General features: G+C 71.4%; 19 protein-coding genes. 13 read left to right on the forward strand and 6 right to left on the reverse strand.

Going from position 1 to position 18,671, the window contains the following annotated elements; all coding sequences use genetic code 11:
• Positions 1-108: 108 nt before the first annotated feature.
• Together ACZ4A5_RS15400 and ACZ4A5_RS15405 are read right to left on the reverse strand one after the other, a co-directional pair.
• Positions 109-1,446 (reverse strand): D-arabinono-1,4-lactone oxidase, encoded by a 1,338-nt coding sequence (locus tag ACZ4A5_RS15400; protein WP_467582967.1) that lies wholly within the window; start codon positions 1,444-1,446, stop codon positions 109-111.
• Entirely contained in the window at positions 1,385-2,677 is a 1,293-nt protein-coding gene (locus ACZ4A5_RS15405; protein ID WP_467582970.1) for an MFS transporter, read from the reverse strand. Before ACZ4A5_RS15405 ends, ACZ4A5_RS15400 begins: the two co-directional genes overlap by 62 nt.
• Positions 2,678-2,832: 155 nt before the next feature.
• Here ACZ4A5_RS15405 and ACZ4A5_RS15410 point away from each other — a divergent pair, with 155 nt between their 5' ends.
• Together ACZ4A5_RS15410 and ACZ4A5_RS15415 are read left to right on the forward strand one after the other, a co-directional pair.
• The gene (locus tag ACZ4A5_RS15410; protein WP_467582973.1) at positions 2,833-3,972 is read left to right on the forward strand and encodes a ferrochelatase; all 1,140 of its coding nucleotides are present in this window, start codon (positions 2,833-2,835) and stop codon (positions 3,970-3,972) included.
• Positions 3,973-3,980: 8 nt separating this feature from the next.
• Positions 3,981-4,781 (forward strand): inositol monophosphatase family protein, encoded by an 801-nt coding sequence (locus tag ACZ4A5_RS15415; RefSeq protein WP_467582975.1) that lies wholly within the window; start codon positions 3,981-3,983, stop codon positions 4,779-4,781.
• 331 nt (positions 4,782-5,112) lie between these two features.
• Here ACZ4A5_RS15415 and ACZ4A5_RS15420 read toward each other — a convergent pair whose 3' ends face one another.
• Entirely contained in the window at positions 5,113-5,280 is a 168-nt protein-coding gene (locus tag ACZ4A5_RS15420) for a hypothetical protein (RefSeq protein ID WP_366005867.1), read from the reverse strand.
• A 353-nt stretch (positions 5,281-5,633) separates the two neighbouring features.
• On the opposite strand from ACZ4A5_RS15420, the gene ACZ4A5_RS15425 reads away from it, so the two are divergent.
• The 4 genes from ACZ4A5_RS15425 to ACZ4A5_RS15440 all read left to right on the forward strand — a co-directional run bounded on the left by ACZ4A5_RS15425 (position 5,634) and on the right by ACZ4A5_RS15440 (position 9,092).
• Entirely contained in the window at positions 5,634-6,287 is a 654-nt protein-coding gene (locus ACZ4A5_RS15425; protein WP_398873549.1) for a response regulator transcription factor, read from the forward strand.
• Positions 6,288-6,293: 6 nt separating this feature from the next.
• Positions 6,294-7,550: a sensor histidine kinase gene (locus ACZ4A5_RS15430; RefSeq protein ID WP_467582978.1), complete on the forward strand. Its 1,257-nt coding sequence runs from the start codon at positions 6,294-6,296 to the stop codon at positions 7,548-7,550.
• Positions 7,551-7,948: 398 nt separating this feature from the next.
• On the forward strand, positions 7,949-8,245 hold the full coding sequence (locus ACZ4A5_RS15435; RefSeq protein ID WP_116214298.1) for a DUF4193 domain-containing protein: 297 nt from the start codon (positions 7,949-7,951) through the stop codon (positions 8,243-8,245).
• 13 nt (positions 8,246-8,258) lie between these two features.
• On the forward strand, positions 8,259-9,092 hold the full coding sequence (locus ACZ4A5_RS15440) for a hypothetical protein (RefSeq protein WP_467582981.1): 834 nt from the start codon (positions 8,259-8,261) through the stop codon (positions 9,090-9,092).
• Positions 9,093-9,097: 5 nt separating this feature from the next.
• Here the strand turns inward: ACZ4A5_RS15440 and ACZ4A5_RS15445 are convergent, their stop codons facing one another.
• Positions 9,098-9,541: a DUF3093 domain-containing protein gene (locus tag ACZ4A5_RS15445; RefSeq protein ID WP_467582983.1), complete on the reverse strand. Its 444-nt coding sequence runs from the start codon at positions 9,539-9,541 to the stop codon at positions 9,098-9,100.
• A gap of 59 nt (positions 9,542-9,600) precedes the next feature.
• Here ACZ4A5_RS15445 and ACZ4A5_RS15450 point away from each other — a divergent pair, with 59 nt between their 5' ends.
• From ACZ4A5_RS15450 to kdpC, 7 genes are all read left to right on the forward strand, one after another.
• Positions 9,601-10,185 (forward strand): PaaI family thioesterase, encoded by a 585-nt coding sequence (locus tag ACZ4A5_RS15450; protein ID WP_398873411.1) that lies wholly within the window; start codon positions 9,601-9,603, stop codon positions 10,183-10,185.
• The gene (dut, locus tag ACZ4A5_RS15455) at positions 10,182-10,682 is read left to right on the forward strand and encodes a dUTP diphosphatase (RefSeq protein ID WP_467582985.1); all 501 of its coding nucleotides are present in this window, start codon (positions 10,182-10,184) and stop codon (positions 10,680-10,682) included. Before ACZ4A5_RS15450 ends, dut begins: the two co-directional genes overlap by 4 nt.
• Position 10,683: 1 nt before the next feature.
• On the forward strand, positions 10,684-11,466 hold the full coding sequence (locus tag ACZ4A5_RS15460; RefSeq protein WP_467582988.1) for a DUF3710 domain-containing protein: 783 nt from the start codon (positions 10,684-10,686) through the stop codon (positions 11,464-11,466).
• 302 nt (positions 11,467-11,768) lie between these two features.
• Positions 11,769-11,858, forward strand: coding sequence for a K(+)-transporting ATPase subunit F (gene kdpF, locus ACZ4A5_RS15465; RefSeq protein ID WP_116214304.1), 90 nt, complete (start codon positions 11,769-11,771; stop codon positions 11,856-11,858).
• A gap of 7 nt (positions 11,859-11,865) precedes the next feature.
• Positions 11,866-13,557: a potassium-transporting ATPase subunit KdpA gene (gene kdpA / locus ACZ4A5_RS15470; RefSeq protein WP_467582991.1), complete on the forward strand. Its 1,692-nt coding sequence runs from the start codon at positions 11,866-11,868 to the stop codon at positions 13,555-13,557.
• Positions 13,554-15,674, forward strand: a complete 2,121-nt coding sequence (gene kdpB / locus ACZ4A5_RS15475; protein ID WP_467582994.1) for a potassium-transporting ATPase subunit KdpB — start codon at positions 13,554-13,556, stop codon at positions 15,672-15,674. Before kdpA ends, kdpB begins: the two co-directional genes overlap by 4 nt.
• Positions 15,675-15,681: 7 nt before the next feature.
• Positions 15,682-16,329 carry a potassium-transporting ATPase subunit KdpC gene (gene kdpC / locus ACZ4A5_RS15480; RefSeq protein WP_467582996.1) on the forward strand — a complete coding sequence of 216 codons (648 nt, stop codon included), beginning with the start codon at positions 15,682-15,684 and terminating at the stop codon, positions 16,327-16,329.
• A 323-nt stretch (positions 16,330-16,652) separates the two neighbouring features.
• On the opposite strand, the gene ACZ4A5_RS15485 is transcribed toward kdpC, so the two are convergent.
• Together ACZ4A5_RS15485 and ACZ4A5_RS15490 are read right to left on the reverse strand one after the other, a co-directional pair.
• On the reverse strand, positions 16,653-17,453 hold the full coding sequence (locus ACZ4A5_RS15485) for an oxygenase MpaB family protein (RefSeq protein WP_467582999.1): 801 nt from the start codon (positions 17,451-17,453) through the stop codon (positions 16,653-16,655).
• A gap of 167 nt (positions 17,454-17,620) precedes the next feature.
• Entirely contained in the window at positions 17,621-18,463 is an 843-nt protein-coding gene (locus tag ACZ4A5_RS15490) for a helix-turn-helix transcriptional regulator (RefSeq protein WP_467583001.1), read from the reverse strand.
• Between the last annotated feature and the right edge of the window lie 208 nt (positions 18,464-18,671).

Consider the following 18,671-nt stretch of genomic DNA (forward strand, 5'->3'; position numbering starts at 1 on the left):
CCCCCCCCCCCCCCCCCCCCCCCCCCCCCCCCCCCCCCCCCCCCCCCCCCCCCCCCCCCCCCCCCCCCCCCCCCCCCCCCCCCCCCCCCCGCGTCCGCGCCGGAAGCCTCAGCCCAGGACGCGCCGCAGATACGCGTTGCCGAACACACCCTCCGGGTCCAGCCGGTCGCGCAGCGCGGTGAACTCCCCGAAGAGCGGATAGACCCCGGCCAGATACGCCGCGTCGCGGCTGTGCAGCTTGCCCCAGTGCGGGCGCCCGCCGTGCGCCGTCATGATCCGCTCCGCCAGCGCGAAATACGCGTGGTGCGGCGTGCCGCGGTACATGTGCACGGCCACATAGGCCGTGTCCCGCCCGTACGCCGTCGACAGCGGAATGTCGTCCGCCGGAGCGGTGCGTACCTCCACGGGGAAGCTGATCCGCAGCCGGGAGCGCTCGATCGTCGCGCGCAGCTCGCGCAGCGCCGCAACGGCGGCCCCGCGCGGCAGGGCGTACTCCATCTCCAGGAAGCGGACCCGCCGGGGGCTGGTGAAGACCTTGTAGGCGACGTCGGTGTACGTGCGGGCCGACAGGGCGCGGCCGGCGAGCCGGGCGATGCCGGGGACCGCGGCGGGCGCGGCGCGGCCCACGGAGCACACGGCCTGGAAGAGGCCGTTGGCTATCAGCTCGTCCTCGACCCAGGCGGCGGCGCGGCCGGGCGGTGCTGCGGGGCCCGCGCTGCGGTTGTTGCGTTTGGTGGTGCAGTGGGGCGTGTGGGGGAACCAGTAGAACTCGAAGTGCTCGTTCTCGGCGACGAGCTGATCGAACCCCGTGGTGACCCGGTCGAAGGTCATCGGCTCCTCCCGGGCCCGCAGGAGGAACTCCGGCTCCACCGCGAAGGTGATCGCGGTGATCACCCCCAGCGCGCCGAGACCCAGCCGGGCAGCCGTGAAGACCTCCGGGTGCTCACGCGGTGAGCAGGTGAGCACCGAGCCGTCCGCCGTCACCAGCTCCAGGCCCCGCACCTGGGCGGCGAGCGAGGCGGAGTCGCGGCCCGTGCCGTGGGTGCCGGTGCTGACCGCGCCCGAGGCGGTCTGCTCCATGATGTCGCCCATGTTGGCCAGCGACAGGCCGTGCGCGGACAGCGCCGTGTTCAGCTGCCGGAGCGTGGTCCCGGCGGCCACGGTCACGGTCCCCGCCGCCCGGTCGACCGCCCGCAGCCCGGTCAGCCGCTCCGGGCGGATCAGCAGTCCTTCCGTGGCGGCCACCGCGGTGAAGGAGTGGCCGGTGCCGGCCGCCTTGACCTTCAGGCCGTCCGAGGCGGCCCGTGCCACCGCCTCGGCGAGCTCCGCGGTGCTCGCCGGTGCCACGGTCCGCGCGGGGCGGGCGGTGACGTTCCCCGCCCAGTTACGCCACGCGCCCCTTGTCCCGGCCGTCGTACTGCTCTTGGTTCCGGTCGTTCTCGTCATGTGCGTCGGACCCTCCCCTTGCCTGCGGCGCGGGTCCCCCCGGCCGCTGCGGCGCCGGCGTGCGGAGCCGGCGGTAGCCGAGGAACGCCACCGCGGCCGAGAGCGCACCCGCCACCACGCACACCACGTACCCCGCCCTCGCCCCGGCGTCGTCGACGACCCAGCCGGCGGCCGACGAACCCAGCGCCACCCCGACCGCGAGCCCGGTGCTCGTCCAGGTCATGCCCTCGGTCAGCTTCGCGCGCGGTACGTGCTGTTCGACGAGGGCCATCGTCGTCACCATGGTCGGCGCGATGAACAGGCCCGCGACGAAGAGCGCCACGGCCAGGAGCGGCAGGCTCCCGACCAGTTGGAGGGGGATCATACTCACGGCCATCGCGCAGACGCCCAGCAGCCAGCGGCGGGCCGGCTCGCCCTTGAGGCGCAGCAGTCCGAAGACGACGCCGGCCAGGCAGGAGCCCAGCGCGTAGACCGAGAGCACCAGGCTCGCCGCCGCCTTGTGGCCCTGCTCCTCGGCGAAGGCGACGGTCACCACGTCGATCGTCCCGAAGATCGCGCCCGTGGCCACGAACGTCACCACCAGCACCTGGAGCCCGGGGGAGCGCAGCGCCGAGCCGCCGTGGTGCTGCTCGCGGGGGTGCGGCACGGGCTCGGTGGAGCGCTGCGCGGTCAGCCAGAGGACGCCCACGGCCAGGAACACGGCGGCCAGCAGCGGGCCCGCCTCGGGGAACCACGCCGTGGACAGGCCGATCGAGAGGATCGGGCCGAAGATGAAGCACACCTCGTCGACCACGGACTCGAAGGAGTACGCGGTGTGCAGCTCGCGGCTGCCGCTGTGGATCGCCGCCCAGCGGGCCCGCACCATCGAGCCCACGCTGGGCACGCAGCCCGCGGCGGCCGCGAAGACGAAGAGCGTCCAGTCGGGCCAGCGCTGCTGCGCGCTGAGCAGCAGCCCCGCGACGGCGACCACGCAGACCAGCGTCGCCGGGCGCAGCACCCGGCGCTGCCCGTGCCGGTCGACGAGCCGGGATATCTGTGGGCCGACGACGGCCGCCGAGATGGCCAGGGTCGCGGAGAGCGCGCCCGCCAGCCCGTACCGGCCGGTCAGCTGGGACACCATCGTCACGATGCCGATACCCATCATCGACAGCGGCATCCGGCCGAGGAACCCGGCGGCGGAGAAGCTTCTGGAGCCGGGGGCGGCGAATATTTCGCGGTAAGGACTGGGCAAGGGAGCCGCCAGGGGATCAGGGGGTGAACCGAGAAGGTTGACAGTGGATGAGGGTGCCGGTAAGGGATGTAAGTGGCCGATACAGCTTACGTGCGTACGGGTGCGCGGTGCACGGCCATTTCCTGCCTGTCAGTGGCGGGTGGCAGGATCGGACCATGTCGGATCAGCCAGCAGACCAGCGAGCAACAGCCCCGTACGACGCCCTGTTGCTGCTCTCCTTCGGCGGCCCCGAAGGCCCGGACGACGTCGTCCCGTTCCTGGAGAACGTCACCCGGGGCCGCGGGATCCCCCGCGAGCGGCTCAAGGAGGTCGGGCAGCACTACTTCCTCTTCGGCGGCGTCAGCCCGATCAACGACCAGAACCGCGAGCTGCTGGCCGCGCTGCGCGAGGAGTTCGCCGACCACGGCATCGACCTGCCGGTTCACTGGGGCAACCGCAACTGGGCCCCGTATCTGACCGACACCCTGCGCGAGATGGCCGCCGCGGGGCACCGCCGGGTACTGACGCTCGCCACCAGCGCCTACGCCTCGTACTCCGGCTGCCGGCAGTACCGCGAGAATCTCGCCGACGCCCTGGCCGCCCTGGAGGCCGAGGGGATCACGCCGCCGCGCGTGGACAAGCTGCGGCACTACTTCAACCACCCCGGCTTCGTCCGGCCCATGGCCGACGCGACCCTCGCGGCGCTCGCCGCTCTCCCCGAGGACGTCCGGGCGGGCGCACACCTCGCCTTCACCACGCACTCCATCCCCACGGCGGCGGCGGACACCTCCGGGCCCGTCGAGGGCCACGGTGACGGCGGCGCCTACGTCGCCCAGCACCTCGAGGTCGCCCGGCTGGTCGCCGACGCGGTCCGCGAGGAGACCGGTGTCGAGCACCCCTGGCGGCTCGTCTACCAGTCCCGCAGCGGCGCCCCGCACGTCCCCTGGCTCGAACCCGACATCTGCGACCACCTGGAGACCCTGCACGGCGCGGGCGCCGAGGCGGTCGTGATGGTCCCGATCGGCTTCGTCTCGGACCACATGGAGGTCAAGTACGACCTCGACACCGAGGCCACCGCCAAGGCCGCCGAGCTCGGCCTGCCGGTCGCCCGCGCGGCCACCGTCGGCGCGGACCCGCGCTTCGCGGCCGCCGTCCGCGAGCTGGTGCTGGAGCGCGCGGCGACCGAGCGCGGCCTCGACCCGCGGCGCTGCGCGCTCGGTGCGCTCGGCCCCTCCCACGACCTCTGTCCCGTCGGCTGCTGCCCGGCCCGCGCCCCCCGCCCGGCCGCCGCCGGAGCCGACAGCCCGTACGCGTAAGGAGCACTGTGAGCGACACCCTGAAGGACGAACTCCTGGCCGTGGCCCTGGAGGCCGCGGAGCGGGCCGGTGCCCTGCTCAGGGACGGCCGCCCGGCCGACCTGGGCGTCGCCGCGACCAAGACCAGCCCCATCGACGTCGTCACCGAGATGGACATCGCCGCCGAGAAGCTGATCACCGGCTTCCTCGCCGAGCGGCGCCCCGCCGACGGGGTGCTCGGCGAGGAGGGCGCCAGCAGCGCGGGCACCAGCGGGGTGCGCTGGGTCGTCGACCCGGTCGACGGCACGGTCAACTATCTCTACGGGCTGCCCTCCTGGGCCGTGTCGATAGCCGCCGAGATCGACGGCGAGGCGGTCGTCGGCGTGGTCGCGGCACCCGTCCGGGGCGAGACCTACAGCGCGGTGCGTGGCCGCGGTGCCTTCCTGGGCGGCAGGCGGCTCGCCGTCCGCCCCGCACCGTCCCTGGACCAGGCCCTGATCGGCACCGGCTTCGGCTATCTCACCGCCCGCCGGGCCGCCCAGGCGGAGGTCCTGCGCGGCCTGCTCCCGGAGGTCCGCGACATCCGGCGCGGCGGGTCCGCGGCCATCGACCTGTGCGACGTGGCCTGCGGCCGGCTGGACGGCTACTACGAGCGGGGGCTCAACCCCTGGGACTACGCGGCCGGGGCCCTGATCGCCCGCGAGGCGGGCGCCCTCACCGGCGGCCGGCCCGGCGAGGCGGCGTCCACGGAGCTGACGGTGGCGGCACCACCGGCGCTCTTCGAGCGGCTCCAGGGGCGCCTGGAGGACCTGGGCGCCTGGCACGACTGAGCGCTCCGCCGGAAACACGGTGAGGTGCCGTCGGTCGTCCGCGGCGCCGTCGTGGCCGGTCGCGCCCACGCGGCGGTGCCGCACATCGACGCCTCCCCGTGCCCCTTCAGGGCGCTGCCGAACCGCGGTGGACTCCACTCGACCTGCTCGGGCGGCGCCCCGGAGGCCAGGGGCGTCTGGGGCGGCGGTGGAACGGCCGACGGCGACCGCGCCGCCTGCGGTCCGGAGCCCCCGCAGGAGGCCCCAGGACACTCCAGGAGACACCGGAACGCCCCCGCACCGGCAAGGTGCGAGGGCGTTCGGTGCGTGGATCGGCCAGTGGCGGCTGCCGTCAGGCGGCGCTCACTTCGACGCCGTGCTCCGCCGCGAGGCGGTGCAGGTCCTCCAGCGCCGCCTGTTCCACCTCGGCGAGGAATTCGTCGCCCGACCTGCGGGCCTGGTCCAGGTCGGACCGGGTGCTCTCTATGCGCTGCAGAATGCCAGCGGTGAACGCGTCCATAGTGCTGCGCCCCCTCCAGGGTCGGCTCGGCGGCACGGGGGTGTGCCTGGGGGTCACCCCCGGCGGGGACCGGGGGAGAAACGATCACACCCTGCCCCTTCGGACGCGGCCGATCGTGACGTGCCGCTGCTCGGGCGTGATCGCGGGTGTGCAGTCGTCTTCCCCATCGCCGTCCGCGGGGAAACCTGCGGCCGCCCGGCAATCCGGAACCACGCCGGTGCCACACGTCCTGCCACGGCCGCCCCCGGCGCCCCTTACAGCCGGTTTACCGGCGTAGGAGGCAGGATGGACACACCCGCCGAAGAACCGACATGCCTGCCCTGACCAAGGGCGCCAAGGGAAGGATCAACGCCGTGCGCGTACTCGTCGTCGAGGACGAGCAACTGCTCGCCGATGCCGTCGCCACCGGATTGCGCCGGGAGGCCATGGCCGTCGACGTCGTGTACGACGGAGCGGCCGCGCTCGAGCGCGTCGCCGTCAACGACTACGACGTCATCGTCCTCGACCGCGACCTTCCCCTCGTCCACGGCGACGACGTGTGCCGCAAGGTCGTCGAGCTCGGCATGCCCACCCGCGTCCTGATGCTGACCGCCTCCGGCGACGTCAGCGACCGCGTGGAGGGCCTGGAGATCGGCGCCGACGACTATCTGCCCAAGCCCTTCGCCTTCAGCGAGCTCACCGCACGCGTGCGTGCCCTCGGCCGCCGTACGACGGTGGCGCTGCCGCCCGTCCTGGAGCGGGCCGGCATCAAGCTGGACCCCAACCGCCGCGAGGTCTTCCGCGAGGGCCGGGAGGTGCAGCTGGCGCCCAAGGAGTTCGCGGTGCTGGAGGTGCTCATGCGCAGCGAGGGAGCGGTCGTCTCGGCCGAGCAGCTCCTGGAGAAGGCGTGGGACGAGAACACCGACCCCTTCACCAACGTCGTCCGCGTCACGGTCATGACGCTCCGCCGCAAGCTCGGGGAGCCCGCGGTGATCATCACCGTGCCCGGCTCCGGATACCGGATCTGACGCCCGATGCCCGGCACCCCCACACCGCCCGCGGCCCCGCAGACCCCGCCGAAGCCCAGCTGGGACCCCCGCCAGCCCGTCGTACGGCCGTTCCCCTGGCTGCGCCCGACCATCCGGATACGCCTCACCCTGCTCTACGGCGGGATGTTCCTGATGGCCGGCGTGCTCCTGCTGACGATCATCTACCTGCTGGCGGCCCACGCGCTGGACTCCGGCAGCGCGCCGTTGATCAAGCTGATCAACGGCAGCCAGGTCACCGTGCCCGACTCCAGCCTGTGCCCCGACCTGCGCCCCGGCCTCACCGCCGACGAGGCGAACAACATCTTGAGCACGTGCACGAGTCACCAGCGTGCCCTCGCCCTCGACAGCCTCCTCAAGCGCTCCCTCCTGGCCCTCCTCGGCCTCGCCGTGATCGCCTTCGCCTTCGGCTACGCCATGGCGGGCCGGGTCCTCTCGCCGCTCGGCAAGATGACGCGTACGGCCCGCCGGGTCGCCGCCACGGACCTCTCCCGGCGGATCGAACTGGGCGGCCCGGAGGACGAGTTGAAGGAGCTCTCGGACACCTTCGACGAGATGCTCGACCGGCTGGAGCGGGCGTTCACCGCGCAACAGCGCTTCGTCGCCAACGCCTCGCACGAGCTGCGCACGCCGCTCGCGATCAACCGCACCCTGCTGGAGGTCCACCTCTCGGACCCGGGGGCGTCCCCCGAGCTCCAGCAGCTCGGCAAGACCCTGCTGGCCACCAACGAGCGCAGTGAGCAGCTCGTGGAGGGCCTGCTGCTGCTCGCGCGCAGCGACAACGAGATCGTGGACCGCAAGCCCGTCGACCTCGCGGAGGTGGCCTCCCAGGCCATCGACCAGACGCGCGCGGAGGCCCAGGCCAAGGGCGTGGAGCTGCGCGGCACCCGGCAGCCCGCGGTGGTGCAGGGCAACGGCGTGCTCCTGGAGCGCATCGCGCTCAACCTCGTGCAGAACGCCGTGCGCTACAACGCGGCCGACGGCTGGGTCGAGGTCACCACCGAGGCCCAGCCGGGCCAGGCGGTGCTGGTCGTGGAGAACACCGGCCCCATCGTCCCGGCGTACGAGCTGGACAACATCTTCGAGCCGTTCCGCCGCCTGCGCACCGAGCGGACCGGCAGCGACAAGGGTGTGGGCCTCGGACTGTCGATCGTCCGCTCCGTCGCCCGCGCGCACGGCGGCAGGATCACCGCCGTGCCGCGCGACGGGGGTGGGTTGATCATGAGAGTGGTACTTCCGACCTGAGAATTTCTGCGAGAATAGGGCGGCCGAAGGTTCGCTTTGGGCGGAATTTTCATGGTCCGCCCCCAGCCGGGGGCGTGTGTGATCGCTCACATGCGCAAACTTCCGGCCATCCACTCTCCGTGATCATCAGGGCCGACGGAACGCCGGGAAAATGGGGGTTTCCGGGGGTCCTGATCACGGGAAGTACACGTGATGGCGTATCCACATGCGGCATCCGGACCGTGTACGGTCCCGTTCGCCATCCATCCCCATCACCTCTTCAGGTGTGCGGTTGGGTGTCGATTGAGTAACAGACCTTGATGTGAGGCAAAATCTCCGCCTCGGGTCGGGCACAAGTCCGGCCTCTCACGCGTTACGTGCGCTGGAGACACCGCAGACACCCAGAGGGGGAGAGCGACATGGCAACGGATTACGACACCCCACGCAAGACCGACGATGACGTCAATGAGGACAGCATCGAGGAGCTGAAGGCCCGGCGGAACGACAAGTCCGCTTCAACGGTCGACGTCGACGACTTCGAGGCCGCGGAGGGCCTGGAGCTGCCCGGCGCGGACCTCTCCAACGAGGAGCTGTCCGTCCGGGTCCTGCCGCGGCAGGCCGACGAGTTCACCTGCATGAGCTGCTTCCTCGTGCACCACCGCAGCCAGCTGGCCCGCGAGAAGAACGGTCAGCCGATCTGCCGCGACTGCGAGTGAGGAGCGGGTCTGCGTGGCAGGCTCGATCCCGTTTCGCAAGCGGCGCTCCCAGCGGTCCGAACCGACCACCGGACCTGAGGGCGACGCCGCACGGCAGGAGGGTGCCGATGACGCCGACGTCACCGTCGGCGCCGTGGACATCACCCCTGCCGCCGGGGCCGGCACAGACGTCGAGCGGGGCCGCACGGCCTCGCTCGCCGCGGCTGTCGGCCGTGGCGCCAGGAAGGGCGGCCGGGGGGCGAGGGCGGGACTGACCGCCGTGGCCGACCGGATCATCGCGAACGCCCCGCGCGTCCCGGTGCGCGATCTCGCGACCCTGCGCGAGCAGTTCCCGGGCCTCGGCCCGGAGGAGCTCGCGGACAAACTGGTCGCGGGCGCCGCGCACGGCACGTCCACCGTGGGCGCCGGCGTCGGCGCCGCGGCCATGCTGCCGGTCCCGCCGGCGATGCCCGCCGAGCTGGCGGCCGAGATCGTCGGTGTCGCCGCGGTGGAGTTCAAGCTCATCGCCGAGCTGCACGAGGTCTACGGCCTGCGGGCCCCCGGCACCGTGCGCCAGCGCGCGGTCGCCTATCTCGGGGCGTGGGCCGAGGAGCGCGGCATCGACGTCACCTCGCCCCTGACCGTCAACGCGGCCCTAGGCGGCCAGCTGCGGCGCGAGCTGCGCCAGCAGGTCCTCAAGCGCACCTTCCGCAATCTGCCCAACCTCACGCCGTTCATGATCGGCGCGACCGTGGGCGCGGTCATGAACCGCCGCGACACCAAGAGGCTCGCCGAGAAGGTCCGCAAGGACCTGCGCACCCGCCAGGTCCCCTGGGACGCCCTCCTGCCGGAGCCCGGCTCCCCCTGAGCACCCTAGGCGCGCGCGCCCGCCAGGGCCGCCGCCAGGCGCTCGGGGGAGCGGGTGGAGAGGTAGACGTACGGCGTGGGGTCCGCGGGGTCGGTGATCTCGACGCGCACCGCCGTGGGGACGTAGCCGCGCAGCAGCATGAAGGCGCGGGTGTCGGCCTTGTGCGTGCGCCAGGCGCGGGCCTCCTCCGCGTCCAGGACCTCCGGCGTACCCAGCGCCGCCACCGGGATCCGCGCGTCACCGGCGACGAGGGCGTCGCCCACGACGCGGATGCGCACCGAGCCGTAGGAGCTGACCGCGACGGACGCCAGCGCCGCTCCGCCGACGAGCCCGCCCAGCATCGGGACGGTGCCCAGCGGCAGCAGAATCAGCGCCATGGCGACCCCGATGAGCACCGCGATGAACCACCAGGATCGGGGCGCGGTCAGGCGTTCTTCGTAAGGCTGCATGGGACCAAGCCTGCCACGGACGGGACCGGGCCCTGCTCCCGCGGGTAAGGTCAGCCCCTGTGAGTGGACGAACGACTACGCCGAAGCTGCCGCCCGGGGCCGAGCCACCGGTGCGGCACGCGGACGCGCCCGCGCCCGGGGAGATCATCGGGGCGCACTACGAATACTGCTTCGGCTGCGGCGGAGGCGTCCCGCACGGTCTGCACGTCGAGGTGCGCGCCGGTGAGGGCGTGAGCGTCACCGCGGAGTTCCGCGTCAAGGAGGCGCACCAGGGCGCCCCCGGCCTCGCGCACGGCGGTGTGCTGGCCACGGCGCTCGACGAGACGCTGGGCTCGCTGGGCTGGCTGCTGCGGGTGATCGCGGTGACCGGACGGCTGGAGACGGACTACGTACGGCCCGTGCCCGTGGACACCGTGCTGCACCTGGCGGCCGAGGTCCGCGCCGTGCACGGCCGTAAGATCTACGCCACGGCCACCGGCCGGATCGGCGGCCCGGAGGGCCCCGTCGCGGTCCAGGCGGAAGCGGTGTTCATCGAGGTCAAGGTCGACCACTTCATCGAGAACGGCCGGGCCACCGAGATCCAGGCCGCCCTGGCCGACCCCGACCAGGTGAAGGTCGCGCGAGCTTTTGAGGTGAACCCGTGAGCCGTATGCCGCTGGATGTGCTGATCCGCAGGGTCGACCCGGAGGTGCCCGTCCCCTCCTACGGCCACCCCGGCGACGCCGGCTGCGACCTGGTCACCACCGAGGCCGCCGAGCTGGCGCCGGGGGAGCGGCTGGTGCTGCCCACCGGGGTCGCCATCGCGCTGCCCGACGGTTACGCCGCCTTCGTGCACCCGCGTTCGGGTCTCGCAGCCAGGTGCGGGGTCTCCATGGTGAATGCCCCGGGGACCATCGATGCCGGGTACCGTGGAGAGATCAAGGTGATTGTGGTCAATCTGGACCCGCGCGAGACCGTGCGGTTCGAGAGGTTCGACCGGATCGCCCAATTGGTTGTCCAGCAGGTCGAGAAGGTCCGCTTCCACGAGGTGGCGGAGCTTCCAGGCTCGGCACGGGCCGAAGGGGGCTTCGGGTCCACCGGTGGCCACGCTGCCGTGGGGTATGGATTCGCTTCGGTCGCAAGCGACCGGGAAGGACAGTGACGTGTTCGGTCGTCGCCGCAAGCGCGGGGAGGACGCCGTCGACCAGGTCGACGACGTGACCTCCGAGGAGTTGGCTGAGGACTCCCTCTCCAACGCGTCCGCAGAGGACATCGCGGCCGAGAGCCGGCTCCGGCTGGAGCCGGAGCCGCGCCCCGACGGGCCGTGGGACCTCTCCGAGGTCCGCGACCCCGCGGAGGGCCGCGTGGACCTGGGCGGACTGTTCGTGCCCGGGGTCGAGGGCATGGAGCTGAGGGTCGAGGTCGCCGGTGACGCCATCGTCGCCGCGACGGTGGTGCTGCGCGACAGCGCCGTGCAGCTCCAGGCGTTCGCCGCCCCCAAGCGCGAGGGCATCTGGCACGAGGTGCGGGAGGAGATCGCCTCCGGCATCACCCAGCAGGGCGGCGTCGTGGACGAGGTCCAGGGCCCGCTGGGCTGGGAGCTGCGGGCCCAGGTGCCGGTCGCGCTGCCGGACGGCACCCAGGGCGTCCAGCTCGTCCGCTTCGTGGGCTGTGACGGCCCGCGCTGGTTCCTGCGCGGTGTCATCTCGGGCCAGGGTGCGGTGCAGCCGCAGACCGCCGGGCTGCTGGAGCAGATCTTCCAGGACACCGTCGTCGTGCGCGGCGAGTCCCCGATGGCGCCCCGCGACCCGATCGTGCTGAAGCTGCCGGACGACGCGCAGATGGTCGCCGAGGGCCTCCAGCAGCAGGACGAGGACGGCGCCTCGCGCTTCGCCGGCGGTGTGGACCGCCTGGAGCGCGGCCCGGAGATCTCCGAGGTGCGCTGAAAACCGCTCGTCAAACGGCTGGATTACGCCGTTCCGCTGGGCCGCAACCCCGATTCGGGGTTGCGGCCCAGCGGCGTTTTAGCAGGTCAGGGCGGTGCGCGTATGGAATCCGTCAAGGGGGCGCTAATGGCCGTATGAGAGGCGTCAACGGGGCGCTCGCACCGTGACAACAGAGGTTTGCTTTGGGAGTCCGTTCATATCCGAACTCTCTAGGAGCACACGATGGCCGACGTGGCCTTCGTCGTCACCACGATCGCGGTCTTCGCGCTGGTGGCTCTCGTCGCCAAGGGGGTGACGAAGCTGTGACCGTCGAGAACATCGTCGGCCTGGTCGTGGCCGTCGCCCTGCTGGGCTACCTGATCCTCGCCCTCGTTTTCCCGGAGAGGTTCTAGCAAAGATATGAGCCCCGTCCTTTCCGGAGTCCTCCAGCTCACCGCGCTCGTCGCGGCGCTGGCGCTGGTCCACCGCCCGCTGGGCGACTACATGGCCCGTGCCTACAGCTCCGAGAAGCACCTGCGCGTCGAGAAGTGGATCTACCGCTCGATCGGCGCCAACCCCGACGCCGAGATGCGCTGGCCCGCCTACCTGCGCGGCATCCTCGCCTTCTCCGCGGCGAGCCTGCTCTTCCTGTACCTGATCCAGCGGATCCAGGGCGTCCTGCCGCACTCGCTCTCCCTCGGCTTCACCGCGATCAGCCCGGACCAGGCGTTCAACACCGCCGCCTCGTTCGTCGCCAACACCAACTGGCAGTCGTACTCGGGCGAGCAGGCCATGGGCCACGCCGTCCAGACCCTCGGCCTCGCCGTCCAGAACTTCGTCTCGGCCGCCGTCGGCATGGCCGTCGCCGTCGCGCTCGTACGGGGCTTCGCCCGCTCCCGCACCGGCGAGCTGGGCAACTTCTGGTCCGACCTGGTGCGCGGCACGGTCCGCATCCTGCTCCCGGTCTCCGTGATCGCCGCGGTCGTGCTCGTCGCCTGCGGCGCGATCCAGAACTTCGCGGGCATCCACGACATCGGGCAGCTCGCCGGCGGCACCCAGCAGGTCAACGGCGGCGCCGTGGCCTCGCAGGAGGCCATCAAGGAGCTCGGCACCAACGGCGGTGGCTACTTCAACGCCAACTCCGCCCACCCGTTCGAGAACCCCAATGCCTTCACCAACCTCTTCGAGATCTTCCTGATCCTCGTCATCCCCTTCTCGCTGACGCGCACCTTCGGCAAGCTCGTGGGCAACGTCAAGCAGGGCTACGCGATCCTCGCCACCATGGGCCTGATCTGGCTCGGCTTCACCGCGCTGATGATGTGGACCGAGTTCCACCACGGCGGCGCGGCACTCCAGGCCGCGGGCGGCGCGCTGGAGGGCAAGGAGCAGCGCTTCGGCATCGGCAGTACGTCGATCTTCGCGACCTCCACCACCCTGACCTCGACCGGCGCGGTGGACGGCTTCCACTCGTCCTTCACCGGCTTCGGCGGCGGCATCGCGCTGCTCGGCATGATGCTCGGCGAGATCGCGCCCGGCGGCGTCGGCTCCGGCCTCTACGGCATGCTCGTCATGGCGATCATCGCGGTCTTCATCGCGGGCCTGATGGTCGGCCGTACGCCCGAGTACCTCGGGAAGAAGATCGGCACCCGCGAGATCAAGCTCGCGGCCTGCTACATCCTCATCACCCCGACGCTGGTGCTGGGCTTCACGGCCCTGTCCATGGCGCTGGCGACGCCGCCGCACTCGATGCTCAACGTCGCGGGCAACTCCGTGGACGGCAGCGGGGCGCACGGCTTCTCGGAGGTCCTCTACGCCTTCACCTCCGGCGCCAACAACAACGGCTCGGCCTTCGGCGGCCTGAACGCCAACACGCAGTGGTACAACACCACGATCGGCCTCGCGATGCTCCTCGGGCGCTTCCTGCCGATGGTCTTCGTCCTGGCGCTGGCCGGCTCGCTGGCCGAGCAGACGCCCGTGCCCGAGACCGCGGGCACCCTGCGCACCGAGAAGCCGCTCTTCGCCGGCCTCCTCGTGGGCGCGATCCTGATCATCACCGGCTTGACCTACTTCCCGGCACTGGCCCTTGGCCCGATGGCGGAGGGACTCTCATGAGCACGACCACCCCTGTCCGTACCGCCCCCGAAGGGCCCGGGGAGGAGCGTCCGCACGGCTCCGAGGAGGCCGGCCGCGTCTCCGGCGGTCTCTTCGACCCGGCGCAGCTGCTGAAGTCGCTGCCGGACGCGTTCCGCAAGCTCGACCCCCGGGTGATGGTGAAGTCCCCGGTGATGTTCGTGGTCGAGGTCGGCTCGGTGGTCACCACCGGGCTGGCGCTCAAGGACCCGGGCGCCTGGTTCGGCTGGGCGATCACCATCTGGCTGTGGCTGACCGTCATCTTCGCCAACCTCGCCGAGGCCGTCGCCGAGGGGCGCGGCAAGGCGCAGGCGGACACCCTGCGCAAGGCCAAGACCGACACCGTCGCGCGCCGGCTGACCGGCGGCACGGAGGAGTCGGTGCCCGGCACCGACCTGCGCGTGGGAGACCTCGTCGTCTGCGAGGCCGGAGACATCATCCCCGGCGACGGCGATGTCGTCGAAGGTGTCGCGAGCGTCGACGAGTCCGCGATCACGGGCGAGTCGGCGCCGGTCATCCGCGAGTCCGGCGGCGACCGCTCGGCCGTCACCGGCGGCACGAAGGTGCTCTCCGACCGCATCGTCGTGAAGATCATGACGAAGCCGGGCGAGACCTTCATCGACCGGATGATCAACCTGGTCGAGGGCGCGGCGCGGCAGAAGACGCCGAACGAGATCGCGCTGAACATCCTGCTGGCCTCGCTCACGATCGTCTTCTTGCTGGCCGTCGTCACGCTCCAGCCGTTCGCGATCTACGCCCACGCCGAGCAGTCGATGATCGTGCTCGCGGCCCTGGTGGTCTGCCTGATCCCGACCACCATCGGCGCGCTGCTCTCCGCCATCGGCATCGCGGGCATGGACCGACTGGTGCAGCGCAATGTGCTGGCGATGTCCGGGCGCGCGGTCGAGGCGGCCGGTGACATCTCCACGCTGCTGCTCGACAAGACCGGCACCATCACCTACGGCAACCGCCAGGCCGCCGAGTTCGTCCCCGTCAAGGGCACCATGGCCGCCGAGGTGGCGGACGCCGCCCAGCTCTCCTCGCTGGCCGACGAGACACCCGAGGGCCGCTCGATCGTCGTCCTCGCCAAGGAGAAGTACGGCCTGCGCGAGCGGCACGAGGGCGAGCTCGTCGGGGCGGAGTGGATCCCCTTCACGGCGCAGACCCGCATGTCGGGTGTGAACGTGACCGAGGCGGGCAGCAGCCGCAAGGTCCGCAAGGGCGCGACCGGTTCGGTCGTCGCCTGGGTGAAGGAGCAGGGCGGCACGGTCGCCGAGGACGCGACCAAGCTGACGGACGACATCTCGCAGGCCGGCGGCACGCCGCTGCTGGTCGCGGTGGAGGACGACAAGGGCGCCCGCGTCCTGGGCGTCATCCACCTCAAGGACGTCGTCAAGGAGGGCATGCGCGAGCGGTTCGACGAGCTGCGCGCGATGGGCATCAAGACCGTCATGATCACGGGCGACAACCCGCTGACGGCCAAGGCCATCGCCGAGGAGGCGGGTGTCGACGACTTCCTCGCGGAGGCCACCCCCGAGGACAAGATGGCGCTCATCAAGCGCGAGCAGGCCGGTGGCAAGCTCGTCGCGATGACGGGCGACGGCACCAACGACGCCCCCGCGCTGGCCCAGGCGGACGTGGGTGTGGCCATGAACACCGGCACCTCGGCCGCCAAGGAGGCCGGGAACATGGTGGACCTGGATTCCAACCCCACCAAGCTCATCGAGATCGTCGAGATCGGCAAGCAGCTCCTGATCACGCGCGGCGCGCTGACCACCTTCTCGATCGCCAACGACGTCGCGAAGTACTTCGCGATCATCCCCGCGATGTTCGCGGTGGCCTACCCGGGCCTGGACAAGCTCAACGTCATGAGCCTGCACAGTCCGCAGACCGCGATCCTGTCGGCCGTCATCTTCAACGCGCTGGTCATCGTGGCCCTGGTGCCGCTCGCCCTCAAGGGCGTGCGCTACCGGCCGATGAGCGCGGACAGCATGCTCCGGCGCAACCTCACCGTCTACGGACTGGGCGGCCTGATCGCCCCGTTCATCGGCATCAAGATCATCGACCTGCTCATCTCCCTCATCCCTGGCATCGGGTGACCACACCATGAACAACTCCGTACGCGGCACGGCCCGGCTGGCCGGCGCGGGCCTGCGGGCCCTGCTCGTCCTCACGGTCATCTGCGGGGTGATCTACCCCCTCGTCGTCACCGGCATCGCCCAGGCGGCCTTCCACGACAAGGCCAACGGCTCCGAGATCAAGGTGAACGGCAAGTCGGTGGGCTCCGAGCGGCTCGGCCAGTCCTACACCCTCGACGAGAAGGACAAGGCCGGCAACCCGCTGCCCGACCCGAAGTTCTTCCAGGGCCGCCCCTCGGCGGCCGGGCCCAACACCGAGAACACGCAGTACAAGCTCGTGGTGTCCGGCGCCTCCAACCTCGCCGCCGACAGCAAGGTCCTGCTGGACAGCGTCCAGCAGCGCCGCGCCGACGTCGCCGCCTTCAACGGCGTCTCCCCGGCGGCGGTCCCGACGGACGCGCTCACCGCCTCCGGCTCCGGCCTCGACCCCGACATCTCCCCGGCCTACGCACGCCTCCAGGCGGAGCGGGTCGCCAAGGCCAACCACCTCCCGGCCGACCAGGTCCGCAAGCTCGTCGACGAGCACACCGACGGCCGTATCCTCGGCTTCATGGGCGAGGAGCGCGTCAACGTCCTCAAGCTCAACGTCGCGCTCCGCGAGCTCGCCCGGGTGTAGGACGGCAGGAAAGACTTCAGTAGCGCACGATTGTTTTCAGTAGGTTCTGCAGTGACCGCACGAAAGATTTCAGTGCTCGGGTAGCGGTCACTGAGCGTGCTCGGGGCTGAGGTTCACCGACAGGGTCGGAGAACCTCAGCCTCGCTCGCGTGCCTGCATCGCTGGTGGGGCCGGCCGTCAACATCTCGAAGGGGGATGCCCGGCATGAGCGTCAGCCCTCTTGGTTGAAGAGTTCGGATTCACCCGTGCACGATCTACCGTCAGGATGGACAGCAAGCAACTGTGACGTTGCGCGGACACCGGGTGATGCTGCATGGCCTTCGTCAACGGGTTGCGACCCGTATCTGTGCTGAGTACGCGATGCGGAGCGCACGGCGGGTCAGGCGGACCAGGTAGGCGGGCGGTGGGTCCTGCCCGATGGCGGCAAGGACGTGGTCGTGGTGGAGGGAGAGCAGGACGGCGCGGCCGAGCCGGTGCAGGGGGCGGGGGAACCAGCGGTGGTTGAACTGGTGGATGAGGGCTGCGGCGCTGCGTCGTCCGGCGGGGGTTGGGCGGTACCACTGGGGGGATTGTTCGTAGTCGCGGAGGGCCTGCTGCATGCCGGTCCAGGTGGTGGGCAGGTCGCGGATGTTCATACGGGCGCCGATGGCGCGCCAGTGCTGGACCTGAGCGGCTTTCTCCCTGTCGGTGAAGGCGTTGATGTCGGCGAGGGTGAGGATCTCGTCGGACAGAAGAGTGAACAGTGCGATGCCGTGAACGTACGTTTCGTGGGAGAAGGGGTAGCTGCGGGCGTAGTGGACGTGCATGCGCTGGACCCGGTCGATCGAGGCGGCGGCCTGCGGGCTTGCCGCACCGTGCCGGACCCAGTGCTGGAAGTAGGCGATCGTGTCGTCGGCGCGGGCTTGTCCGCTGCGGTGGATCTTTCCGGTGCCGGCGCGGTCGACGGCGGCTGCCCCCTCAGCCTCGCCGACGATCCGCATCAGGCCCAGGGTGTAGAGCAGGTGACTGGTGAAGGCTGCTCCGACCGGCGGGGTCATCCGGCGAGTGATGCCGCGCATGATGTGCGCGGCATCTTCTGCGCTCTCGTGCCGGTGGTCGGGCTCCTGTGGCAGCGGTTGTGACACGGGATCCTCCTGCTCAGGTGATCAAGGGCGGGTCGGGTGGCGGTCGCCGAGGCTGACGGACGCTCCCGCTCGTGGTGCGAAGGAGTCCGAACCGCCGCCTTGGGCGCATTCCGGCACCCGTCGGCGCACGTCCGGGGGCCTGGGCGGGCTGGGTTGGGCGGGTGGTGTCAGGTGGTGAAGGTCTGGTGGCCGAGGACGCGGAGGAATTCCAGGCGTTCGGCGGCGTCGGTGCCGGGCTGGGGCCGGTAGAGGAAGAGTCGGTTGCCGGTGCTGGGGCTCAGGACGACGTCGCATTGCAGGTCGAGGCGGCCGACGTGCGGGTGGAGGAGGGTCTTGCGGGCGGAGCGGACGGCGGCGACCTCGCCCAGTTCCCAGAGGGCGGAGAACTCCTCGCTGCGCTCGAGCAGGTCGTTGACGAGTTGCTCGCCGGCTGGGTGGGGGCCGTGGCGGAAGACGGCCGCGCGCAGGTCGGCGACGATGACGCGGCCGAGTGACGCGTGGTCCTCCTGCGGGTACAGACCGCGGCCGCTGGGGTGGGTGAACCAGAGCCAGGCGCCGTTGCCCTCCCGGCCCGGACGGTTGGCCAGCGGTCCCAGCAGGGCGACGGCCGCGGCGTTCTGCACGATCACCGTGCCGAGCTCGTCGACGATCTGCGCGGGGGTGTCGGTGAGGGCGTCGACGATGTGCATCAGCCCGGGGTCGGCGTAGCCGTCGGCGGAGTGGTGTTGTGGAGGCTGGTAGCCGGCGACGGCGTAGAGGTGGTCGCGTTCGTCGGTGGACAGGCGCAGGGCGCGGGCGAGGGCGCCGATCAGGGCTTCGGAGGGGTTGACTCCGCGTGCCTGTTCGAGGCGTTCGTAGTAGTCGGTGGAGATGTTCGCCAGCATGGCCACTTCCTCGCGGCGCAGGCCGGGGGTGCGGCGCCGTCCGCCGGGGATGAGGCCGACGTCGGCGGGGCGCAGGGCCTCGCGGCGGGCGCGCAGGAAGCGGCCCAGCTCTCGGCGGTCGGTCATCTTCGGTGCTCCCTGGCGGTACGGCGGGCACTGCGAGCGGATCGGGGCGGGGCCGGCTCGCAGTCGCTGACATGACCAGCTTGATATGTCCGCCTCCGGTTATCCACGTACTGCCGGACCGACGATAAACGCACCGTGGATACCTCTTCGTGCCTGCAGCAGGCTGGGAGACAGCCGCTGGGAGACCCCCTCCCGGGCCGGTGTTTTC

The sequence above is a fragment of the Streptomyces sp. NPDC025618 genome, from assembly GCF_055558795.1.